This is a genomic window from Rhizobium sp. G21, from assembly GCF_014158035.1.
Lineage (GTDB): Bacteria > Pseudomonadota > Alphaproteobacteria > Rhizobiales > Rhizobiaceae > Rhizobium_E.
Window position 1 is genome coordinate 4068869 of record NZ_JACFXW010000001.1, and the last position, 19132, is coordinate 4088000.

A 19132-nucleotide genomic window follows, 5' to 3' on the forward strand; every position below is an offset into this window, starting at 1 on the left:
CATGTGTCTCCTTGCGTTCATTCTGATCATTGCAGAGCCAACGCCAAGGATCAATTTTCGTTCACGGTTGCTCAAGACTTCTCATTGGACAGAAAAATCGCGACCTCTATGGTCCCTCGAACTTGGTGAGGGTTCAATGTCTCCTGAAATTCTGCTGTCGCTGGTCCTGTTCGCATTCACCACTTCGGTCACCCCCGGCCCGAACAATATGATGTTGCTCGCCTCGGGCGTGAATTTCGGGCTGAGACGGACGATCCCGCATATGATCGGCATCGAGGTTGGCTTCGGCAGCCTGCTGATTGCCTGCGGCTTCGGACTGGGCGCGCTGCTCGAAGCGGCCCCGATACTCTATACGCTGCTGAAGATCGCCGGCGGCCTTTACCTTCTCTATATCGCCTGGTCGATCGGCATGTCGCGATCGCTGGGAGAGGGCGGCGAGGCGAGCGTGCCCATGCGCTTCTGGTCGGCGGCGGCGTTTCAATGGGTCAATCCGAAAGCGTGGGTCATGGCCGTGTCGTCGATGGCGGCCTATGCCGATCCGGCCCATCCGGTGCTGTCCGTCTTTATCGTCGCCATCGCCTTTCTGCTGCTCGCGCTGCCCTGCCAGGGCGGCTGGACCGTGTTCGGCGCGCTGCTGCTGCGCGACTGGCTGTCTGAGCCGGTGCGGCTGAAATGGTTCAACCTGACCATGGCGGGGCTCCTGGTGCTGAGCCTCTGGCCGATGCTGCGCTGAGCCGATTTACCGAGTCTCAGCAAGGGCCTGGCGCCAGATGTTTCAGTTCATGAAGAGAGTCAGGTCGGGCTTGTTGAGCATCAGCCAGAAGATGCCGACAACGGCGGCGAAGGCGGGGAAGCCGCAGGCGAACCAGAGCCGATAGAGCCCGAAGTAAGCGGACGGCAAGGCCGCACCGTCGGCCGCGGCGCGGCGAGCGAGATCGCGCATACGGATCTGGATCGCCACCACCGGCAGCCAGAACAGGCCGGTGAAGACGTAAAGCGCCAGCGACAACAATATCCAGCCCTCCGTCAACGGCCAGCCGATTTCGCGCGCCAGCAGATAGCCGGTGATCGGCTGCAGGATCGCGGCAATGGCGGTGAACAGAGTATCGGCCACCACCACCGTGCCCGAAACATGGGCGATGAGTTTCGCGTCGCGGCTGCGATGCGCCATGACCATGAAAAAGGCGATGCCCGCGCCGGTGCCGAGAAGCACGGCGGCGCCGACGACATGGGCGAGCCGCAGGAAAGGTTCGAGCTCCATCACCGTTCATCCAGAATGGCGAGGGTGACCAGCGACAGCAGGATGGCCGGCAGGACCTTCACATAGGGGCCGATCGGATCGAGCCACAGCGCCGGTTCCAAAAGGCTGCCGCCCAGCAGATAGGCGGACGCGAGCCCCATTTGCCCCATGAGCGCCAGGCGCGCCGTGGGACGATAGAGCAACATCAGGCCCAGGGCGATGTCGGCCAACGATGTCACGACCACGGCCAGCACCGACAAACCCGGCGACAGGAAGGGGAGGAAATGGCCTGCCGCCTGTTCCAGCGCGAAAAACGGAATCAATCCGGAGACGAGCCAAAACAGGCTCAAGACTAAAATCACGACCGGCTTAAGCAGATACATCCGCGCGAACCAGAGATCCTGAACGCTGGAGGAATGCCGCCCTAGGATCGAATCCAGCGACTGAAACGGCATCGGCGCCAGTTCTGAACTTGCATGGACGCCGTCGACCATCACCCGCATGGCTGTGGAGCGCAGGGGCGATCGCCAGCCGAGCCACCCGGCCAGATCGGCGATGGCGGAGATCGGCCGGGCAACGCTGTCCGGCAGGGCGATGACGGGGGCATCGCTGAGGGCCAGCCAGCGACGATGGGTGGCGACGAGATCGGCCAGCCTCATTCTCTCTGGTCCCGTCAGCGCGAAATCGCTTCCCGCGGCAATCTTGCCTGCGACGGCGCGCGAGACGGCTTCGGCGACATCATCGAGCGCCACGGTCGCTATGGGCCGGTCAGCATGCACGAGCGGCAAGACGAGAGGCAGGGCCGCCAGCCCGCGCAGGAGGGCCGTGCCGCCATAGGCATTGCGGCCGACCACGAGCGACGGCCGCAGGATGACCCATGCGAGCGAGGAGGCTCTAAGAGCGTCGTCGGCCTGCCGCTTGGTGGACAGGAAGGCCGTGTCTGCGGCTCCGCCTCCGGTTTCGGCGGAGATCTGGATGATGCGCCGAATATGGGCTGGTTCTGCGGCCGCATAGAGCGCGATCATCGCAGCCGTCTGTACGGCGGCGAGATCGTCCCGCAGGCCGTCCTGCAATGCGCCCGCGCAGTTGACGACCATATCGACGTCGGCCAGAATTGCAGTCCAATCAGAGGCTTGCGTCATGCGGCTGAGATCGGCTTTCAGCCAGTTGATGTTCTGATTCAGTCGGCGCGCCCGCGATAGATCCCGACCGAGACCGGTCACCGCATGTCCGTCGGCAAGCAATCGATTGGCGACGGCCGAACCGATGAAGCCGGTTGCGCCGAGGACAAGAATGTTCATGCGTCACTCATCGTCTGGAATGTTATCGGGGGTCAATCGAAATACACATCATTGCTTGTCAATGTTGCAATCGTCATGCCTTCGACAATCAATCGATCCTGCCCGGAGAAGATCACCAGATCGCCCGCCGAATTCTCCATGACGTGATGCGCCTTGAGATCGGCGAATCCGGTTACCCCGTTCAGCCCCTTGAGCGCCAGCTTGTCGGTATCGTCCTGAAAGTCGATGATCGTATCGCGGCCATAACCGGCCTTGAAATAGAACGTGTCCTCATCGCCGATCGCGCTGCCGCCGCTCAGCATGTCATTGCCGGCGCGCCCATCGAGAAAGTCGTTGTTGTCCTGGCCGAACAGCTTGTTTGCGCCGCTGTTGCCCGTCAGGCCGTTGCCGCTGGCGTTGCCTTTGCCTGTCGTATTGCCGGCGCCGAGCAGGACCAGCATTTCGACATCGGCGGCCAGCGTGTAGCTGACCGTGGATCGGACAATGTCTGTACCGCCGCCGAAGGCTTCGACCAGCCGTATCGTGCCGTTTGACGTCCAGAGCATGTCGTTGCCGGCGCCGCCGATTATGTCGTGATCGACAGTTCCTTTGCGGGTGTCGAAACTGTCGTTGCCGCCGCCGAGATCGATCTTGCCCTGAATATCGCCGCTGTTGACGACGATCTCGCGACCATTGAAGCCATTGATTGCCGTGGTCTTGCCGATCAGCAGACCCTCGTTGTTGATGCGCAGGACATCGAATTCGTCACTGAGCGAGTTGATGCCGTCCTCGTTGCTGCGTATCGTCGCTCCGCCGAGATTATCGACCCGGCCGCCGGCGATGGTGACCGCGTCCGATCCCGCCTTCAGCGTTCCCGCGTTGGTGAAGTGTCCCTGGTCGAAGTAACCAATGCCATCGCCAAACATGCTGATCAGGCCGCGGTTGGTGATTTCGCCGCCATGCACGGAATAGATCCCGTCGTCGCCGATCAATTTCCCTGTGCCGGTCACGAGAATGATGGATCCTGTTCCTTGGTCGAATATCGTGTCTTCTTCACAGCGCAAGACGCCCCTGATCTCGACGCGGTTGTTGGTGGCCGTGCCGGTAAGGTGAATGGCCATGTCGGGATCACGGATCGTCACGCCCTGATCAACGATAAAACGATCGCCGCCGCCATCGATGATCAGTGTGGTATTGGGGTTGCTGCTCACATGGAAGGTCGACACGCCTTTACTCCGGATGTGGTTTCAGGTTGCGCAGAGCGTTGCTATCCTAGCCCGGATTCTCGGTAATGTCTCAGGCCGTCATCATATCGATCCTGTCGCGCACTTGCATCGCGACCCCGAATCCTGCCTAGTCCCGCCATGCAATTTTCGACCCAACAGGATGAGGCGCTCCAAGCCGTCGCGCGCTGGCTCAAGGACGGACGGAGCCAGGTGTTCCGGCTGTTCGGCTATGCCGGCACCGGCAAGACGACGCTCGCCAAGCATTTCGCCGAGAATGTCGACGGTGAGGTGCTGTTTGCCGCCTTTACCGGCAAGGCGGCGCAGGTGTTGCGCTCGCGCGGCGCCTCCAACGCCAAGACGATCCATTCGCTGATCTATCGCCCGAAAGGCGAGGAGGAGGTGGAGGACGAGGTGACGGGCAAGACGAATATCGCCCCGATGTTCTCCATCAACCGCCAGAGCCCGGTCGCGAAAGCGCCGCTGATCGTCATCGACGAATGCTCGATGGTCGACGAGGCGCTGGGCAAGGATCTCCTGAGTTTCGGCACGAAAGTGCTGGTGCTCGGCGATCCGGGCCAGCTGCCGCCGGTGTCGGGCGGCGGTTTCTTCACCGAGCAGGAGCCGGATTTCCTGCTCACTGAAATCCACCGTCAGGCGCGCGACAATCCGATCATCCAGCTGGCCATGCAGATCCGCGAGGGTCGCGAAATCATGCATGGCGACTACGGGACCGCGCATGTGATCTCGCGCAACGATGTGACGCAATCGCTGGTTCTGGAGGCCGACCAGGTGCTGGTCGGCACCAACAAGACCCGCAAGCGCTACAATCAGCGCCTGCGCGAGCTCAAGGGGTTCGCGAGCGGCTATCCGGCCGCCGGCGACAAGCTGGTCTGCCTCAGGAACGATCAGGTCAAGGGCCTGCTCAACGGATCGCTCTGGCAGGTGATGTCGTCGTCGAAGGAGACGACGAAGCCGGGCATCAACCTGCTGGTCCGGCCCGAGGACGACGACATGGATCGCGGCGCGGCCAAGATCAAGCTGCTGAAAGCCGCCTTCGAGGAGATCGATGGCGAGATCCCTGGTCGATGCGCAAGCGCTATGACGAATTCGACTACGGCTATGCGCTGACCGTGCACAAGGCGCAGGGCTCGCAATGGAACAATGTCGTTCTGTTCGACGAAGCCTGGGCCTTCCGCGACAGCCGCGAGCGCTGGCTCTACACCGCCGTCACCCGCGCCGCCGAAACATTGACCATCGTGCGCTGATCGGGGATCGAGCCGCGAGCGAGGTCGAATTCCAAGAACGACGCAAAATCGGAAATATGGTCGGCCATGGCCGAGCCGGTGACTGGGAGCGTCGCGCAGCGCCGGCTGCCTGCAAAATATCCTTTTCCAGGCTTCATCATGGATGGAGGTGTTGCGGGTCGGCTACCTCGTCCTTCTATCTGGAAACAAGTCTCATTCGTCAGGCATGGGCGGCGACTGCGCGGAGGTGTCGCCGATAAGCTTCAGAAAGGCTTGGCCAGCCTCGCCTGCATCCTTGATCGCGGCAGTCTCGGCGAAGATCGGTTTGAACTCGGCGATACGGGCATGAAAGGCCGCCTTGACAGCTTCGATCGCGTCGGCGACCCCTGCTATTCCTTCCAGTCGCGCCATTTCTTCGCCGAGCCCTGAAGCGCAGCGCGTGATCCAGTCATTTCGCATGGCGTGTCTGGGCGTATAGAATTCCATGAAATCCCGGAGGAACTCCTTTGTGATCGATATGCCGTCTCGGCCGGTCTTCTTCGCGTAATCGCCTCTATTGCGGGAAAATTTCCAGAGAAACTCTTCGGCCGACTTGAAGAAATAGTGATAAATGCAGGCAAAATCGCGGTTGGGATTGTCGCTCAGGGCGGTGCCGTAGATTCCCGAATGCGCCGAGGCTTTTTGATGGCTGTGAAGCGCCGATGTCGAATCTCTGAACAGGATTGTGGATTTGACAGGCGCGATCGGAAAATGCGGTTCCGAATAGATAAATTTGCGGGGCTTGCAGAGTGATTTCACATGCGCGTCCACCGCGGGATTTCCGAGTTGGTCGACGAACCTTTCGCGCAGCGGAAGATCCCGCCAGTGTGACTCGCCGGTTGGGCCGATAAAGACCCAGTTCAGCGCGATAGCGTCGACGTCCTGGCGCTCCTGCCAGTCGAGATAGTCTATGACGGAGGAAAAGCGCGCCGGATTGACGACGAAATACTCGTCCATGTCGATGGTCAGGCACCAGCGATAGTCCAGGATATCCGGCAGAATGCCGAACGCATGCCCATAGGCCTTCAGTTGAGCTGCGCCGCCCTCCGCCACGAGATTTCTGATCCAGACGATCTCGCCGGCTTCGGCGAGCGCCGCAAGAAGCAGGTCGGATTGGTCGTCGTTGTCGTTGCTGTAGATGAAGATTTTTTCAAAGCCCAGCACACGATGATGCGCCAGCCATTCGATCAGGTAGATGCCTTCGTTGCGGGCCGTGGCCACAATACAGGCGTTCTTGGTCGGCTCGACCATGCGGCGCGCGGCGCTTGCGCAGGCATGCGGCAGCGATCGGTAAACACGGTCTCGGGCCGCTTTGGTGATGGCGTCGAAAGACGAGTCGATCTCGCGGATCGAATGTCCGGGCCTTTCGCGGGCCGCCTTCAAGAGCTCCACGAAGCCGTGTTTCGCCCAGATGTCGTCCGGAAACTTGGCGGCGAACGTCTCGGCAATCTTCGGGTCGGCGAACAATTGCGATGCAAAGGCATTCAGCCGCTTTTCGCCGACTATGGGCAGAACTCCGTTGACCGTATCGACAAGATCCGGCTTCATCTGCTTCACCGCGCCGGCGATATCGACGTCGACCATCAGGCTGCGCAGGACAGGCGCCAGGGCCTCGAGCCTGTCACGAAGATAAGTGAAGCGTTCTGGGAGAGCGACTTCGGTCAACCGGAACTCTTCCCATTGCCTGGCCTCGCGTCGATTGGCCGAAATCACATGCTCCGTGTCATCAGAGTTGACGGGCGGCGCGCACAGGTACAGGCCATTTTCGAAGGAGACGAGATTGTAGATCTCTTCGCGGCCGGTCTCATACGCCATGAGCGGCAAGAAGGGGGCAGGTAGCCCGAGATTGTCGCAGCGGATCGGCAGGGCTTCGGCCACTGCGCTGGCCACGAAAATGAAGCGATCGTCGTCGTTCAGTCTCGCTGCGATCACGGGCACATGGCGTTCGTCGAGGCTGTCGTAAGTCGTGTTGAGCAGCCTGCCAGATCCATCTTCCGCGCAGACGACTTCGTCTCGTGACGTCCTAAACCTGAAAAACTTCATGCGACGGCCCAACATACAGCATTAGGCGTCGTATAGATGAGATCGGCGGGCGTGTATACTCATCGTCGAGCGTCTCGAACAGTTGGGGTGTGGCGGGCGACAGCGCCGATATTGCGAACCTGTCGGGACGCCGGGGCCGTCAGTCCCCCACGATGCCGAGCAGCACCGCCTTCGCGACCGCCTGAAAGCGATTGGAGGCGCTGAATTTACGAACGATTCCGCCTTCCATCGTCAATACCTGTTCGAGCGCGATGTCGAGGGCTTTGGAAATGCGGACGGGATTATAGCCCTCGGCCATCAGTTTCAGGCAATGGAATTCGCTGTCGCTGAGAAAGGGCGGGTGCGCCGGGAAGTTCTGATTGTCGGCGTCGTCGCGCACCGCGTCCATTTCCGTGAGCGCCGTGGTGATCTGCTGCATCTGGCGACGGATCAGCGATTCTTCGGCGACGAGTTCGTTGCGGCGGGCGATCAGCGCGGCCCGCAGTTTGGCCTCGCTCTCGGCGACGCTTTCGGAATAGGTGAGGTCGGTCAGAAGATCCTGGATCTGCGCGATGGCCATGCCGGTTTCACGACAGAGATTGATCAAGCCCATCATGCGGATCTGTCGATGCGAATAGATGCGCATCGCGCCGTGGCGATCGGGCTGCAAGAGCCCCTTTTCCTCGTAGAAATGCAGGGTGCGGTGCGTGACGCCGAAGAAATTCGCCATTTCGGCGATCGGCAGGGGGTGTTCCGGCAGCGGGCGCGGCAACGGCGCTTCGGGTAGATGGGCGATCGCCTGCCAATCGGACGAGGCGTCCGAGACGAATTGAAGACGATCCGGGCTCTGCTCTTGCATCTCGTCCTACTCTCTCCGGGGCTCTGTCCGGATCGGCGTTTCCTCTTCCCGCCAGCGATGTTTTGATGATCATTCGCCGTTACGGGGATTCACTTCATGCTCAGCGCCTCATGCACCTCCGGTTGTCGCCCGCGTTGTCGCCTGGCATAACGCCCGGATCCAGGAATTATCGTCGTATCAGTAAACTGCGTGTGGATTCGCCACAAAGCATCATCTAATATTCGATAATACTCATACACTATTTTTCAATTTCAGGTAATGGAAAAATACTGTTTCCACCTTCGTCTTTCGTCCATGCGTCGTCAACGCCATCCTAGCGCAACCATGCCCGGCAAACCTAGCGCCAACTTTGTGATTGATCAAATTTGCGCGTAGAAAGATGAAGAAAAGTCGCTGGAGTCGCGATCTGCGATCGGTTAGTTAGGCCTGATACAGGGATCGGGAGTAAACGTCATGGCCGCCAGCCTATCGGTGAACCTCAACGCCATCGCCATGCTGCGAAATCGCCGGGATTTGCCGTGGCCGAGCGTGGTCGGATTGGGCCGCGCGGCGCTCGAGGCGGGAGCCGGTGGATTGACCGTGCATCCGCGGCCCGACCAACGCCATATCCGCTTTTCAGACGTGCCGGAATTGAGGGCGCTGATCGATCGGGAGTTTCCCGGTCGCGAATTCAACATCGAAGGATATCCGTCGGAGGACTTCCTGCAACTGGTCGAGGCCGCCCGGCCGGTTCAGGTCACTCTCGTGCCCGACGACCCCTCACAGGCGACGTCCGACCACGGCTGGGATCTCGCTGAAAACCGCACTCTGCTAAGCGAGATCTGCGGGCGTCTGCGTGCCGGCGGCATGCGTCCGTCGCTCTTCGTCGACGGAGGCATCGGCGGCGAACTCGTTTCCATCGCCCGTGACGTGGGGGCGGGCCGTATCGAACTCTATACCGGTCCCTATGGCGGATGTTACGATGACCCGGTTGCAGCGGCGGGCTGGATCGAAAAGCTGGGCGGAACCGCCGACCATGCCCGCGATTTTGGTCTCGGCGTCAATATTGGCCACGATCTCACCGTCGAGAATCTGCCCGCCCTGATGGCGCGCATTCCCTATGCCGACGAAGCGTCGATCGGACATGCGTTGACGGCGGACGCGCTTCTGTATGGGATGCCGGACACGGTTCGCCGGTTTCGCCGCGCCCTCGGCCAGACGCTCTGATCGGCGCAAGGGCGGTCCGCGCCGCCCTTGCCGCCAGTGAATCATACAATTTTATGTGTATTGTCGCTGTTCACTATTAATTGAAACCATGCCCGCACTATTCGTCTTAAATACCCTTTACACGGCGGGTGAGACGAATTGTTTGTCTTTTATTCGTCTATTTGAGGAGTTATGGACTGGCTTGTAAGAGCGTTGACCGCAATGCTGCGAACGGCTGGGATTTGTCCTTATGTTGACCTTGCCCGAAAGGGTGCGTTTCAAAAAGAAACCCTATCTTTCCTTGAGATCGCGCCTGAACGCGCGGCAGGTGATGACGCAGGCGCAGGTTTTTTTCAGTGAGGTGCGGGCGGAGCTGCACCGTCAAAAGACGACCGACCATGGCCTCGCTTTTTTCCGGTACAATCTCTTCGCCCCGAATGGCGAGATGGAAATCGATTTCGGCTATTTCACGCCACGCCTGCTCGTCGCCAGGACGCCGTTCCGTTCCGCCTATATGCCCGCCGGCAATTTCGTCAGCGTAAACTGGCATGGCCACTACGACCGTCTGCGCGAGGTGCATTCCATGCTCCGCGGCTGGATGGAGATCATGGGGTGTCCGCCGGAGCAGATGCCCTCGGCGGACGGTCAGGCCTTTGCGTGCAGCCTCAATATCTTTCACCGCAGCATGGTCCATGACCCCGATCCGAAGAACTGGGTCACGGAAGTCGCCTATGCGCTGCCGCAGTCGGTTGGTTGAAGGCATAGGTCGCCTTCTAAATCACGGGGCCAACCCGGCCCCGGTCTGTTATTCTCCCGGAGACCTCAGCGCCTTGTCGCGCTTGCAGGTCTTGAGCGGCAATTGCTTGAAGCTGGAAATCGAAACGATCCGGCTTTCGCCGACATCGACCTCCGCGTCGACGCAGGCGCAGCCATAGCCGTAATTGCCATTGGTCGCCACATAGTCGCCGGCCGAGATGTCGCCGATCAGGTCCATGCCTTCGGCTTCGGCGCCGCCTTGGGCCGCGAGGATCCAGGAGCCGTCGCGGTCGGTGAGCCACCAGTTGCCGGGAGTGGGATTTTCGATCCAGCCGCAGAGTTTTTCGGCGGACGCCGCCCCGGCCGTCGCGGTGAGGGCCAGGGCGATGAGAAGAGTCTTGATGCGCATGAATTGCCTCCGGATGTGCGGGCCGGATGATACCAGCCCGCGCATCTGAGGCGAAGGGGTTCGGGACTATGATTTCCGCGTCGCGCGTCCTGGCCGGAATTCAGTGAGGAGCGCGAGCAGAGCGAGGGTGGGGAACGCAAGGCCGACCCAGCTCGTCCGTTCCCAGCCGCCGGTGGCGTAGGCCCAGCCGCCCAACGCCGAACCGACCGCGCCGCCTGCGAAGAAGAAGGCCATGAACAGGCCGTTCAGGCGGCTGCGGTTTTCCGGCGACAGGCTGTAGATGGCGCGTTGCCCGCAGACCAGGCTGGTGGTGACGCCGAAATCGAGGATGATGGCTGCGGCGACCATGAGCCCGAGCGCCAGCGTGGAGCCGTCCGCCGCCACATGGCTGATCAGGAAAGCGACGATCGCCATCAGCATCGCCGCGATGGTGGCGAAGCGGGTGAGGCCGCGGTCGGCGAGACGTCCGGCGATCGGCGAAGCGATGGCGCCGGCGGCGCCGGCCAGCGCAAAGAGCGCGATGCCGGTCTGGCTGAGGCCGAAAGCCGGGCTGGCGAGCAGCAGCGGCGAGGCGGTCCAGAACAGGCTGAAGGCGGCGAACATGCCGGCCTGATAGACGGCGCGGCGCTGCAGCACGCGTTCGGTGGCGGCGAGCCTGGCCATGGAGGCGAGGAGCGCGCCATAGCGCATGCGGGCGACCGGGCGACGTTCCGGTATATTCAGCCGGAGCACGACGGCGATCGCGGCCATGAGAGCGGCGGTGATGAAATAGACGGCGCGCCAGGACATGAATTCCGACAGGAAGCTGGAAAAGGGTCGCGCCATCATGATGCCGATCATCAGGCCGGACATGACGTTGCCGACGACGCGGCCGCGGGCGTGATCCGGCGCCATGCCGGCGGCGAAGGGAACGACGACCTGGACGGCGACCGAAGCGAGGCCGATGGCGAGCGAGGAGGCGAGGAACAGTCCGGCCGTGACCGAAAAGCCGGCGCCGAGCAGCGCGAGGCCGGCGGCCAGGATGAGCCCGATCATCAGCCTCCGGTTTTCCAGGAGATCGCCGAGCGGCACGAGGAAGAGCAGGCCGAGTCCGTAGCCGATCTGGGTCAGGGTGACGATGAGGCCGGCTGCTGCGGGGCTCATGCCGAGTTCGAGGCTGATCGGCCCGGCCAACGGCTGGGCGTAATAGAGATTGGCGGCGACCAGCCCACAGGTCGCGGCGAACAGGAAGGTGAGAAGAGGCGAGATCGCCTGCGGCGCGCGCGCGCCTTCAGCGGTGGTGGCAATGGACATCGGAGGCTCCGGTCGGGGTTTTCGTCTTGGGAGGACGGTTAATCGAGAAGTTTCATGGCGGTGGCGGCGATGGCCTGCATCTCCGCCTCGCTGCGTCCGGTCTTGCCGATGACGCGCATGCCGTAGAGCAGGCAGAGCATCGCCTTGGCGGTCGCCTCGGCATCGACATGCACGGGAATCGAGCCGTCGGACTGGCCGTCGCGGATCACGTCGAGGATCAGGCTCTCGCGGACAGAGACGGCGTTTTCGATGCGGGCCTGCAGATCGGGATCGAAAAGCGCGAGATCGCGCGCCGACCCGATGACCAGGCAACCGCGACGACCGGACTCGCCATGGGAATTTCCGGCGTAATAGTCGATCAGCCGCCTCAATCGTTCTCGGCCAGTGGCGGCCTCAGTGAGATGGTCGGCGATGCGGACATCACGGGTGGAGGTGTAGCGGTCGAGCGCGGCGGCGAAAACGCCGCGCTTGTCGCCGAAGGCTTTGTAGATGCTGCCGGCTGTCAGGCCCATGGCTTCGCCTAGATCGCTGATCGCGGCCGCCGCATATCCCCGTTCGATAAACAACGCCATGGCGGCGTCGAGCGCCGCTTCGGTGTCGAATTCGCGCGGGCGACCGCGGCCTTTCTGCAGGTCCAGAGTATCGGACATGATCGCGCCTTTCGGAAATGATCGTTTCCCATTTAATAGGGAATGATCATTTCCAAATCAAGCGTTTTTTTCGTCCATCGTCAGGCGCTGAGGCGCATTTGCTTCGGAAAGGCGAAACGGGCCGCCGCGTCGCAATGGATCGCAGTGGAATCGAAGCCCGGCAGCGGCGTCTTCTCGGGGTCGAGGCTCAGGCAGATTTCGGTGCAGCCGAGAATCACGCTGTCGCAACCCTGATCCTTCGCGGCTTCGATCAGGCCGGTGAGGTCGGTGCGGGAGTCGTCCAAGACATGGCCGGCGCACAGCTCTTCGAAAATGATCGCGTGGGTGCGGGCGCGGCCGGACTCGTCAGGCGTCGCCAAGTCCAGCCCATGCTGTGCGAAACGGCGGTGATAGAAGCCGTCCTCCATCGTGTATCGGGTGGCGAGCAGCAGCGGCTTGCGTTTGCCCGCCGCCTTGAGCGCCAGCGCCGTCTCGTCGATGATGTGGAGCAGGGGGACCGAGACCGCCGCCTCGACCTCGTCGGCCACTTTATGCATGGTGTTGGTGCAGATCAGCACGCAATCGGCTCCGGCCAATTGCAGCTTCGCGGCGGCGTCCGACAGCACCGCGGCGGCCTTGTCCCACCGACCGGCTTTCTGCAGCGCGACGATCTCGTCGAAATTCACCGATCGCAGCAGAATTTCGGCGGAGGCGAGGCCGCCATAGGCGGCGCGCGCCAAACGGTTGAGATTGGCGTAATAGACCGCGGTGCTTTCCCAACTCATGCCGCCGATCAGGCCGATTGTTTTCATCTCGTGTCCCCTATGACTCGTTCCGACATGAAATCTAGCGCGTCGATCGCGGCGGATGTTTGCGAATTGGGTCGACCTCATCTATCTTGGCGCTGAAAAATTGCATCATTTGGCTTCAAGGCGCGCGAAACGAGGCGCGATACGGATATGCTCGACGATCGAGATCGCAAACTTCTGGATCTGATGCAATCGGATGCCGGACTGCCGGTGGCGGAACTCGCCGAGCGCGTGGCGCTGTCGGTGTCGGCCTGTTCGCGACGGATACAAAGACTGGAGGCGGAGGGCTATATCATCGCACGACGGGCGGCGCTCGATCCCAACAAGATCGGCCTGCCGACCACGGTCTTTGCGCTGATCAAGACTTCACGGCATTCCGACGATTGGGTCGAGGCCTTTCATAAGGCCATCGCCCGTATTCCCGAGATCGTCGAGGCGCATCGGCTGACGGGCAACTACGACTATATCCTCAAGATCGCTCTGCCGTCGGTCGAATATTACGATGTGATCTACAAGCAGATCATCCGCCAGGTGGAGCTGTTCGACATGTCCGCCTCGATCTCGATGGAGGCGCTGAAACAGGGCGGCGCGCTGCCGGTGACGCATGCGGTCTAGCCATGTCCCGGCTCGCGCCGGGCCATGGCGGGGCGTCGCGCCGTCAGGCGCGCTTTTCGCTGTCGAGATGGGCCATCATCTGTTCGGCGTAGCGTGTGCCGGCCACGGCGTCGGCCGGCACGGCGGCCTCGATATGGGCGATATCCTCGGCCGTGAGCGTCTTATTCAGCGCTCCGAGGGATTCCGACAATTGCGTACGCTTGCGGGCGCCGATCAGCGGCACGATGTCTTCGCCCTGGGCGACGACCCACGCGATGGCGGCTTGCGCGGCGGTCATGCCGCGCTCCGCCGCCACCTCCTGAAGGGCTTTGGCCAAGGCCGTGTTGCGCTCGGCGTTTTCACCCTGGAAACGCGGGCTGTGGGCGCGGAAGTCGTTTGCGGGGATGGCGCTGGCGTTGAAGGCGGCGCTGAGCAGGCCGCGCGACAGCACGCCATAGGCGGTAACCGAAACGCCCAGTTCACGCGTCGTCGGCAGGATATCGGCCTCGATACCGCGCGACATCAGCGAATATTCGATCTGCAGATCCGAAATCGGATGGACGCTGGCGGCGCGGCGGATCGTATCAGAGCCGACTTCCGACAGGCCGATATGGCGGACATAGCCTTCCTTGACCATGTCGGCGATCGCGCCGATCGTGTCTTCGATCGGCACATCCGGGTCGAGCCGCGACGGGCGGTAGATGTCGATATAATCGACGCGCAGCCGCTGAAGCGTATAGGCCAGCGCCGATTTCACCGCCTTGGGGCGGGCGTCGTAACCGAGCCAGGCGCCGTTCGGCGCGCGCATCGCGCCGAATTTGACGCTGAGCAGATAGTTGTCGCGCGGGACGTTCGCCAGTCCTTCGCCGAGCAGCATTTCGTTGTGGCCCATGCCGTAAAAGTCGCCGGTGTCGAGCAGCGTGACGCCTGCATCCAGCGCCGCATGCAGCGTGGCGATGGATTCAGCGCGGTCGGCCGGTCCATACATGCCCGACATGCCCATGCAGCCGAGGCCGACGACCGAGGTCTGGGGGCCGGTTTTTCCGAGTGTGGTGGTCTTCATGTTCCGTCTCCTTTGCATTCGTCCCGCCCTGCGGTTCCGGGAATAAGGGTCTTTTACCGCGCTCTCGGTTGTGCGATAATCCGGATGAGATGAAACACCCCGTGCGGAAAATCGTACAATGAGCCAATTGCCGCTCGCCGACCTCGAAGCCTTCGCCGCCGTCGCAGAATCCCGCAACTTCAGACGAGCGGCATCATTGCGCGGTGTCTCGGCCTCCGCGCTCAGCGAAGCGGTGCGACGGCTGGAGGCGAAACTCGGCGCTCGCCTGCTCAACCGCACCACCCGCAGCGTAACGCCGACCGAAGAGGGTGAGCGGCTTCTGGAAAAGGTGCGGCCGCTGATCTCGGAGATCTCCACGGCGCTCGAACGGGTGGCGGAAACATCGGACCGCCCTGCGGGTCGTCTGAGGTTGAACGTGCCGTCTTTCGTGGCCCGACAGATCCTGCCGCCGATCGCGATCGCCTTTCTCAGGGAATATCCGGCCGTCACCCTCGAAGTGCAGGCCAGCGACACTTTCGTCGACGTTTTCGCCCAAGGCTTCGACGCGGGCATCCGCTATGACGAGAGCCTGGAACAGGACATGATCGCCGTCCCGATCGGCCCGCGGACACAACGTTTCGCCGCCGTGGCCTCGCCGGACTATCTCGCCCGACATGGAACGCCGCGGCATCCGCACGACCTGCTCAAGCACGCCTTCATCCGCCATCGCTTCGACAGCGGCAGAATGTCGGCGATGGAATTCGAGAAGGACGGCGACGTCATCCGCGTCGCCCCCGATGGACCGCTGGTCGCCAACATCATCGATATCGAACTCGCGGCGGCGCTCGGCGGTCTCGGCGTGCTCGCGACCTTCGAGGAGGTCGGTCGCGCTCATGTCGCCACAGGCGCGCTCGTGGAGGTGCTCAGGGATTGGCAGCAGCCTTTTTCCGGACCCTATCTCTACTATCCCAGCCGACGGCATATGCCGTCGCCGCTTCGGGCGTTCGTGGATTTCATTCGGCGCTGGCCGGGCTGATTCTCAGGGCGTGCGGCGCTGATAAGTGTTCTGCAACTCGTCCTGCAGCACATGCGCCACGCCCTTGGCCTCAAGTTTATAATCCTCGGCCAGAACGCGTGTGGAATAGGTCCAACCTTTCGGCAGCTTCAGTCGCTCGCGGAGACCGGGAAGGTCGGCGAGCGTAAGCGCGGGATCGACGATCTGCGCATAGGATTGCATCATATAGACTTGGCCCTTGGGATCGATCAGTTCGAAGACCGGTTTGCCGGCGGCAAACAGCCAGACCGTCTCCCGCATGACATCCGTTGGCTGATAAAAGGACTTGCCGATCGTCGCGCCCAGCAAGGTGATGGTGATCTCGGCGCGCGCCGCCATGTCGATCCCGCCGAAGGACCGGGGTTCGCCGGCCGCGGTCTCTCCCTTGCCGATAATGCCGTCAATCAGCCAGTGGCGCAGGCCATTGAGCTCGACAGCGTCGGCATCCAGCTCCCTGGCGAGCGTCTTGGCGTCCAGCTTGGCCCAGGCGGCCTTGTGGCAGGTGTTGTAGCCGAGCGTGTTGTAGACTGTGACATGCAGCTTGAGACGGGCGCGTCAGGACCTCGCAGTAGCGCTGCTCGAACAGGCCGGCGGCAGTACGTTCCTCGGCGTGCGCGGGCCCGTTCACTGCGGTGAGGAGGGCAATCAAGAGAGACAGTTATGTTCGCATGACGGTGCTCCGATTTGGGGATCAGGCGCAGGATAGCGCGCGCGGGCAAGGCGGGCGCTGAAGATATTTGGGTTGGCGCCGGCGCTTTTCTCCATCTCATATCCAGTGTATATAGAGTTGCAATACAAGGTAATGGATCTGACGGAGGCCGGAATGAAGCGGGATATCGGCGTTTCCATGCGTCTACGCGAGGACGATCTCGAAGTGATCGATCGCGGCGCGGCTTTAAACGGCCTCTCCCGAACCGAATTCATGCGCCGCGCCGCGCTGCAGGAGGCGCAACTGGCGGTGCTGAACGAAAGCCTCATCCGCATGTCGCCCGACGGGTTTGACCACTTCGTCGAGGCGATTGAGGGCGCTCCCGCTCCAATGCCGGACAAAGCAAGAGAGAGGATCGCGCGCAGCTTTGCGAATGGTCCGAAGGACGCTTCCCGTTGAGCTTGATCCGAGGGCCGGAACTCCTGCGTCCGGACCATACCTGCGCCCACTTCGACTGCGGAAAGCATGCGCTCAACGAGTGGCTGGCGACGCATGCGCTGTCGAAGCAGAGCAAAGGATTCTCACGGGTCATCGTCATGGCGGAGGCAGGGCGCGTGATCGCCTTTACGGCCTAGCGCCGACATCGATCTCCGCGCGCGCCATGCCGCGTTCGGTCCGCACCGGACGGCATCCTGACCCCATTCCGGCCATTCTGCTCGGGCAATTCGCCGTCGACCGCCGCTATTCAGGCAAAGGGCTCGGCGGCATGATGTTGGGCGACGCGTTGAAACGGGCAATCGCTCGCCGGTGGTGCTGACGCCATCGGCGGTCGCGCCATTCTTGTACGCGCCATTGATCGCGACGCCGAGCACTACTGGGAATCCAACGGGTTCATCGCGTCGAAACACGATCCGTCCCTGTTGTTCCGGTCTGTCGCTGATGTGCGGACCCTTTTTGAATAGGCGTCGCCGAAAATCCCGACGCAGCCCCTTGACCTCCCGTCCGATCCCCTGCATAAACACCACGAACCGTACCGTACGGTACCGCACTGCAACATTGAGGTGGAGCGATGTTGACCACGGCAGAGACCAATCCGGACCAGTTTTCGCCACGGCAGAACGCCGTGCTGGAAGAGGCGCTGCGTCTGCTCGTTTCGGGCGGCGAAAAAGCGTTGACCACGGCGGGGGTGGCGCGCGCCGCCAATTGCTCCAAGGAAAGCCTCTACAAGTGGTTCGGCGATCGCGACGGGCTGATGGAGGCCATGATCGCCTATCAGGCCTCCAAGGTGAAGACGGGCGAGGCCAATGCCGGCGCGCTGACCCGCGACAGCCTGGAAAAGATGCTCGACGATTTCGCCATCGCGCTGCTCGACGTGCTCTCGGGCGACGTGTCCCTGGCGCTCAATCGGCTCGCCATCGGTCAGGCCAGCCGCGACGGCTCGCAGCTCGGCGAAATGTTGCTGGAGCGCGGGCGTAAACAGATCGGCCGCCGTGCCGCGACCCTGCTGATCGCCGCCAAGAGGGCGCGCCTGATCGAGTTTGACGACGTCACGGAAGCCTATGAGGTTTTGTACGGATTGATCGTCAAGGACTGGCATGTCCGGCTGCTGCTCGGCGAAGACATGTCGGCGGCGAAAAAGAGTTTGGTTCGCGGGCGAAGAGGGCGGTTGCCGCCTTCCTTCGGCTCTACGGAACCGATAAGGGGATGGCGGGCTAAGACCGCCGAATTCAAAGACAGACAGCTAAGGGAAGGACATTCAACATGCGCGTCTATTACGATCGTGATGCCGATCTCAATCTCATCAAGTCCAAGAACGTCGCCATCATCGGCTACGGTTCGCAGGGTCGCGCCCATGCGCTGAACCTCAGGATTCGGGCGCCGGCAATGTCGCCATCGCGCTGAAGGCCGGCTCCAAGACTGCCGCCAAGGCCGAAGCCGACGGCTTCAAAGTCATGACCGTCGCCGAAGCCGCCGCCTGGGCCGACCTGATGATGATGGCCACCCCGGACGAACTCCAGGCCGACATCTATCGCGACGAAATCGCCGGCAACATCCGCGACGGCGCGGCCATCGCTTTCGCCCACGGCCTCAACATCCATTTCGGCCTCATTGAGACCAAGGCTTCGGTCGACGTCGTCATGATCGCGCCGAAGGGTCCCGGCCACACCGTGCGCGGCGAATATCAGAAGGGCGGCGGCGTTCCCTGCCTCGTCGCAATTCATCAGAACGCTTCGGGCAACGCCCTCGAGCTGGCTCTTTCCTACGCCTGCGGCGTCGGCGGCGGCCGTTCGGGCATCATCGAAAACCACCTTCAAGGAAGAATGCGAAACCGACCTGTTCGGCGAGCAGGTCGTTCTCTGCGGCGGTCTGGTCGAGCTCATCCGCGCCGGCTTCGAGACGCTGGTGGAAGCCGGTTACGCGCCGGAAATGGCCTATTTCGAATGCCTGCACGAAGTGAAGCTGATCGTCGACCTGATCTATGAAGGCGGCATCGCCAACATGAACTACTCGATCTCCAACACGGCCGAGTGGGGCGAATATGTCACCGGTCCGCGCATCATCACCGCCGAAACCAAGGCTGAGATGAAGCGCGTGCTGCACGACATCCAGACCGGCAAATTCACCTCCGCCTGGATGCAGGAATATCGCGCCGGCGCCGCCCGCTTCAAGGGCATCCGCCGCATGAACGACAATCACCAGATCGAGGAAGTCGGCGCCAAGCTGCGCGGCATGATGCCCTGGATCGGCAAGAACAAGCTGGTCGACAAGGCCCGCAACTGATCGCGTTGCGCTTTTCAGGAT

General features: G+C 62.0%; 19 protein-coding genes and 3 pseudogenes. 11 read left to right on the forward strand and 11 right to left on the reverse strand.

The genetic code is table 11. The features are described 5' to 3' along the window. Positions 1-136 precede the first annotated feature (136 nt). Positions 137-733 carry a LysE family translocator gene (locus tag H2O14_RS20175; RefSeq protein WP_182829059.1) on the forward strand — a complete coding sequence of 199 codons (597 nt, stop codon included), beginning with the start codon at positions 137-139 and terminating at the stop codon, positions 731-733. Positions 734-775: 42 nt separating this feature from the next. On the opposite strand, the gene H2O14_RS20180 is transcribed toward H2O14_RS20175, so the two are convergent. The 3 genes from H2O14_RS20180 to H2O14_RS20190 are packed head-to-tail and all read right to left on the reverse strand — an operon-like array spanning position 776 to position 3746. Next, positions 776-1261, reverse strand: a complete 486-nt coding sequence (locus H2O14_RS20180; RefSeq protein WP_182829060.1) for a DUF2269 domain-containing protein — start codon at positions 1259-1261, stop codon at positions 776-778. Continuing rightward, the gene (locus H2O14_RS20185) at positions 1261-2541 is read right to left on the reverse strand and encodes an SDR family oxidoreductase (protein ID WP_182829061.1); all 1281 of its coding nucleotides are present in this window, start codon (positions 2539-2541) and stop codon (positions 1261-1263) included. Before H2O14_RS20185 ends, H2O14_RS20180 begins: the two co-directional genes overlap by 1 nt. A gap of 32 nt (positions 2542-2573) precedes the next feature. Next, a complete protein-coding gene (locus H2O14_RS20190; protein ID WP_182829062.1) occupies positions 2574-3746 on the reverse strand; it encodes a calcium-binding protein in 1173 nt (390 codons plus the stop codon). 138 nt (positions 3747-3884) lie between these two features. On the opposite strand from H2O14_RS20190, the pseudogene H2O14_RS20195 reads away from it, so the two are divergent. Next, positions 3885-5011, forward strand: a pseudogene (locus H2O14_RS20195) (ATP-dependent RecD-like DNA helicase). Positions 5012-5203: 192 nt separating this feature from the next. On the opposite strand, the gene H2O14_RS20200 reads toward H2O14_RS20195, so the two are convergent. Together H2O14_RS20200 and H2O14_RS20205 are read right to left on the reverse strand one after the other, a co-directional pair. Next, entirely contained in the window at positions 5204-7072 is a 1869-nt protein-coding gene (locus H2O14_RS20200) for a glycosyltransferase family 2 protein (protein WP_182829063.1), read from the reverse strand. Between the two features lie 139 nt (positions 7073-7211). Next, the gene (locus tag H2O14_RS20205) at positions 7212-7910 is read right to left on the reverse strand and encodes a MerR family transcriptional regulator (RefSeq protein ID WP_182829064.1); all 699 of its coding nucleotides are present in this window, start codon (positions 7908-7910) and stop codon (positions 7212-7214) included. A 453-nt stretch (positions 7911-8363) separates the two neighbouring features. On the opposite strand from H2O14_RS20205, the gene H2O14_RS20210 reads away from it, so the two are divergent. Beyond that, positions 8364-9116: a pyridoxine 5'-phosphate synthase gene (locus tag H2O14_RS20210; protein WP_182829065.1), complete on the forward strand. Its 753-nt coding sequence runs from the start codon at positions 8364-8366 to the stop codon at positions 9114-9116. 280 nt (positions 9117-9396) lie between these two features. Next, positions 9397-9852 (forward strand): hypothetical protein, encoded by a 456-nt coding sequence (locus tag H2O14_RS20215; protein ID WP_182829066.1) that lies wholly within the window; start codon positions 9397-9399, stop codon positions 9850-9852. 48 nt (positions 9853-9900) lie between these two features. Here the strand turns inward: H2O14_RS20215 and H2O14_RS20220 are convergent, their stop codons facing one another. The 4 genes from H2O14_RS20220 to H2O14_RS20235 all read right to left on the reverse strand — a co-directional run bounded on the left by H2O14_RS20220 (position 9901) and on the right by H2O14_RS20235 (position 12994). Then, a complete protein-coding gene (locus H2O14_RS20220; RefSeq protein ID WP_182829067.1) occupies positions 9901-10260 on the reverse strand; it encodes a DUF4087 domain-containing protein in 360 nt (119 codons plus the stop codon). 66 nt (positions 10261-10326) lie between these two features. Beyond that, positions 10327-11553, reverse strand: coding sequence for an MFS transporter (locus tag H2O14_RS20225; protein WP_182829068.1), 1227 nt, complete (start codon positions 11551-11553; stop codon positions 10327-10329). A 38-nt stretch (positions 11554-11591) separates the two neighbouring features. Beyond that, positions 11592-12203 carry a TetR/AcrR family transcriptional regulator gene (locus H2O14_RS20230; protein WP_182829069.1) on the reverse strand — a complete coding sequence of 204 codons (612 nt, stop codon included), beginning with the start codon at positions 12201-12203 and terminating at the stop codon, positions 11592-11594. Between the two features lie 80 nt (positions 12204-12283). Further along, positions 12284-12994, reverse strand: a complete 711-nt coding sequence (locus H2O14_RS20235) for an aspartate/glutamate racemase family protein (protein WP_182829070.1) — start codon at positions 12992-12994, stop codon at positions 12284-12286. Positions 12995-13141: 147 nt separating this feature from the next. On the opposite strand from H2O14_RS20235, the gene H2O14_RS20240 reads away from it, so the two are divergent. Further along, positions 13142-13606 (forward strand): Lrp/AsnC family transcriptional regulator, encoded by a 465-nt coding sequence (locus H2O14_RS20240; RefSeq protein ID WP_182829071.1) that lies wholly within the window; start codon positions 13142-13144, stop codon positions 13604-13606. A 43-nt stretch (positions 13607-13649) separates the two neighbouring features. Here H2O14_RS20240 and H2O14_RS20245 read toward each other — a convergent pair whose 3' ends face one another. Next, complete coding sequence (locus tag H2O14_RS20245) at positions 13650-14648, reverse strand: aldo/keto reductase (RefSeq protein WP_182829072.1); 999 nt, start codon at positions 14646-14648, stop codon at positions 13650-13652. A gap of 118 nt (positions 14649-14766) precedes the next feature. On the opposite strand from H2O14_RS20245, the gene H2O14_RS20250 reads away from it, so the two are divergent. Then, positions 14767-15663, forward strand: a complete 897-nt coding sequence (locus tag H2O14_RS20250) for a LysR family transcriptional regulator (RefSeq protein WP_182829073.1) — start codon at positions 14767-14769, stop codon at positions 15661-15663. A gap of 3 nt (positions 15664-15666) precedes the next feature. Here the strand turns inward: H2O14_RS20250 and H2O14_RS20255 are convergent, their stop codons facing one another. Next, positions 15667-16020, reverse strand: coding sequence for a hypothetical protein (locus tag H2O14_RS20255; protein ID WP_182829074.1), 354 nt, complete (start codon positions 16018-16020; stop codon positions 15667-15669). A gap of 403 nt (positions 16021-16423) precedes the next feature. On the opposite strand from H2O14_RS20255, the gene H2O14_RS20260 reads away from it, so the two are divergent. The 5 genes and pseudogenes from H2O14_RS20260 (at position 16424) to ilvC (ending at position 19111) form a co-directional block, all read left to right on the forward strand. Further along, on the forward strand, positions 16424-16789 hold the full coding sequence (locus tag H2O14_RS20260; RefSeq protein WP_246697462.1) for a DUF1778 domain-containing protein: 366 nt from the start codon (positions 16424-16426) through the stop codon (positions 16787-16789). Beyond that, positions 16786-16965 carry a hypothetical protein gene (locus H2O14_RS27795; RefSeq protein WP_246697463.1) on the forward strand — a complete coding sequence of 60 codons (180 nt, stop codon included), beginning with the start codon at positions 16786-16788 and terminating at the stop codon, positions 16963-16965. The genes H2O14_RS20260 and H2O14_RS27795 overlap by 4 nt, the downstream gene beginning before the upstream one ends. A 26-nt stretch (positions 16966-16991) precedes the next feature. Continuing rightward, positions 16992-17147: a hypothetical protein gene (locus H2O14_RS27800; protein WP_246697464.1), complete on the forward strand. Its 156-nt coding sequence runs from the start codon at positions 16992-16994 to the stop codon at positions 17145-17147. Positions 17148-17399: 252 nt separating this feature from the next. Beyond that, positions 17400-18046: pseudogene (locus H2O14_RS20270) on the forward strand (TetR/AcrR family transcriptional regulator C-terminal domain-containing protein). Positions 18047-18091: 45 nt separating this feature from the next. Beyond that, a pseudogene (gene ilvC / locus H2O14_RS20275) lies at positions 18092-19111 on the forward strand (ketol-acid reductoisomerase). Positions 19112-19132 lie beyond the last annotated feature (21 nt).

What these genes read in the sequence shown, in the direction of transcription:
- H2O14_RS20175 (WP_182829059.1), top strand. Translation starts at nt 137, where the DNA reads ATGTCTCCTGAAATTCTGCTGTCGCTGGTCCTGTTCGCATTCACCACT.
- H2O14_RS20180 (WP_182829060.1), bottom strand. Translation starts at nt 1,261, where the DNA reads ATGGAGCTCGAACCTTTCCTGCGGCTCGCCCATGTCGTCGGCGCCGCC.
- H2O14_RS20185 (WP_182829061.1), bottom strand. Translation starts at nt 2,541, where the DNA reads ATGAACATTCTTGTCCTCGGCGCAACCGGCTTCATCGGTTCGGCCGTC.
- H2O14_RS20200 (WP_182829063.1), bottom strand. Translation starts at nt 7,072, where the DNA reads ATGAAGTTTTTCAGGTTTAGGACGTCACGAGACGAAGTCGTCTGCGCG.
- H2O14_RS20205 (WP_182829064.1), bottom strand. Translation starts at nt 7,910, where the DNA reads ATGCAAGAGCAGAGCCCGGATCGTCTTCAATTCGTCTCGGACGCCTCG.
- H2O14_RS20210 (WP_182829065.1), top strand. Translation starts at nt 8,364, where the DNA reads ATGGCCGCCAGCCTATCGGTGAACCTCAACGCCATCGCCATGCTGCGA.
- H2O14_RS20220 (WP_182829067.1), bottom strand. Translation starts at nt 10,260, where the DNA reads ATGCGCATCAAGACTCTTCTCATCGCCCTGGCCCTCACCGCGACGGCC.
- H2O14_RS20225 (WP_182829068.1), bottom strand. Translation starts at nt 11,553, where the DNA reads ATGTCCATTGCCACCACCGCTGAAGGCGCGCGCGCGCCGCAGGCGATC.
- H2O14_RS20230 (WP_182829069.1), bottom strand. Translation starts at nt 12,203, where the DNA reads ATGTCCGATACTCTGGACCTGCAGAAAGGCCGCGGTCGCCCGCGCGAA.
- H2O14_RS20235 (WP_182829070.1), bottom strand. Translation starts at nt 12,994, where the DNA reads ATGAAAACAATCGGCCTGATCGGCGGCATGAGTTGGGAAAGCACCGCG.
- H2O14_RS20240 (WP_182829071.1), top strand. Translation starts at nt 13,142, where the DNA reads ATGCTCGACGATCGAGATCGCAAACTTCTGGATCTGATGCAATCGGAT.
- H2O14_RS20245 (WP_182829072.1), bottom strand. Translation starts at nt 14,648, where the DNA reads ATGAAGACCACCACACTCGGAAAAACCGGCCCCCAGACCTCGGTCGTC.
- H2O14_RS20250 (WP_182829073.1), top strand. Translation starts at nt 14,767, where the DNA reads ATGAGCCAATTGCCGCTCGCCGACCTCGAAGCCTTCGCCGCCGTCGCA.
- H2O14_RS20255 (WP_182829074.1), bottom strand. Translation starts at nt 16,020, where the DNA reads ATGGCGGCGCGCGCCGAGATCACCATCACCTTGCTGGGCGCGACGATC.
- H2O14_RS27800 (WP_246697464.1), top strand. Translation starts at nt 16,992, where the DNA reads ATGCCGCGTTCGGTCCGCACCGGACGGCATCCTGACCCCATTCCGGCC.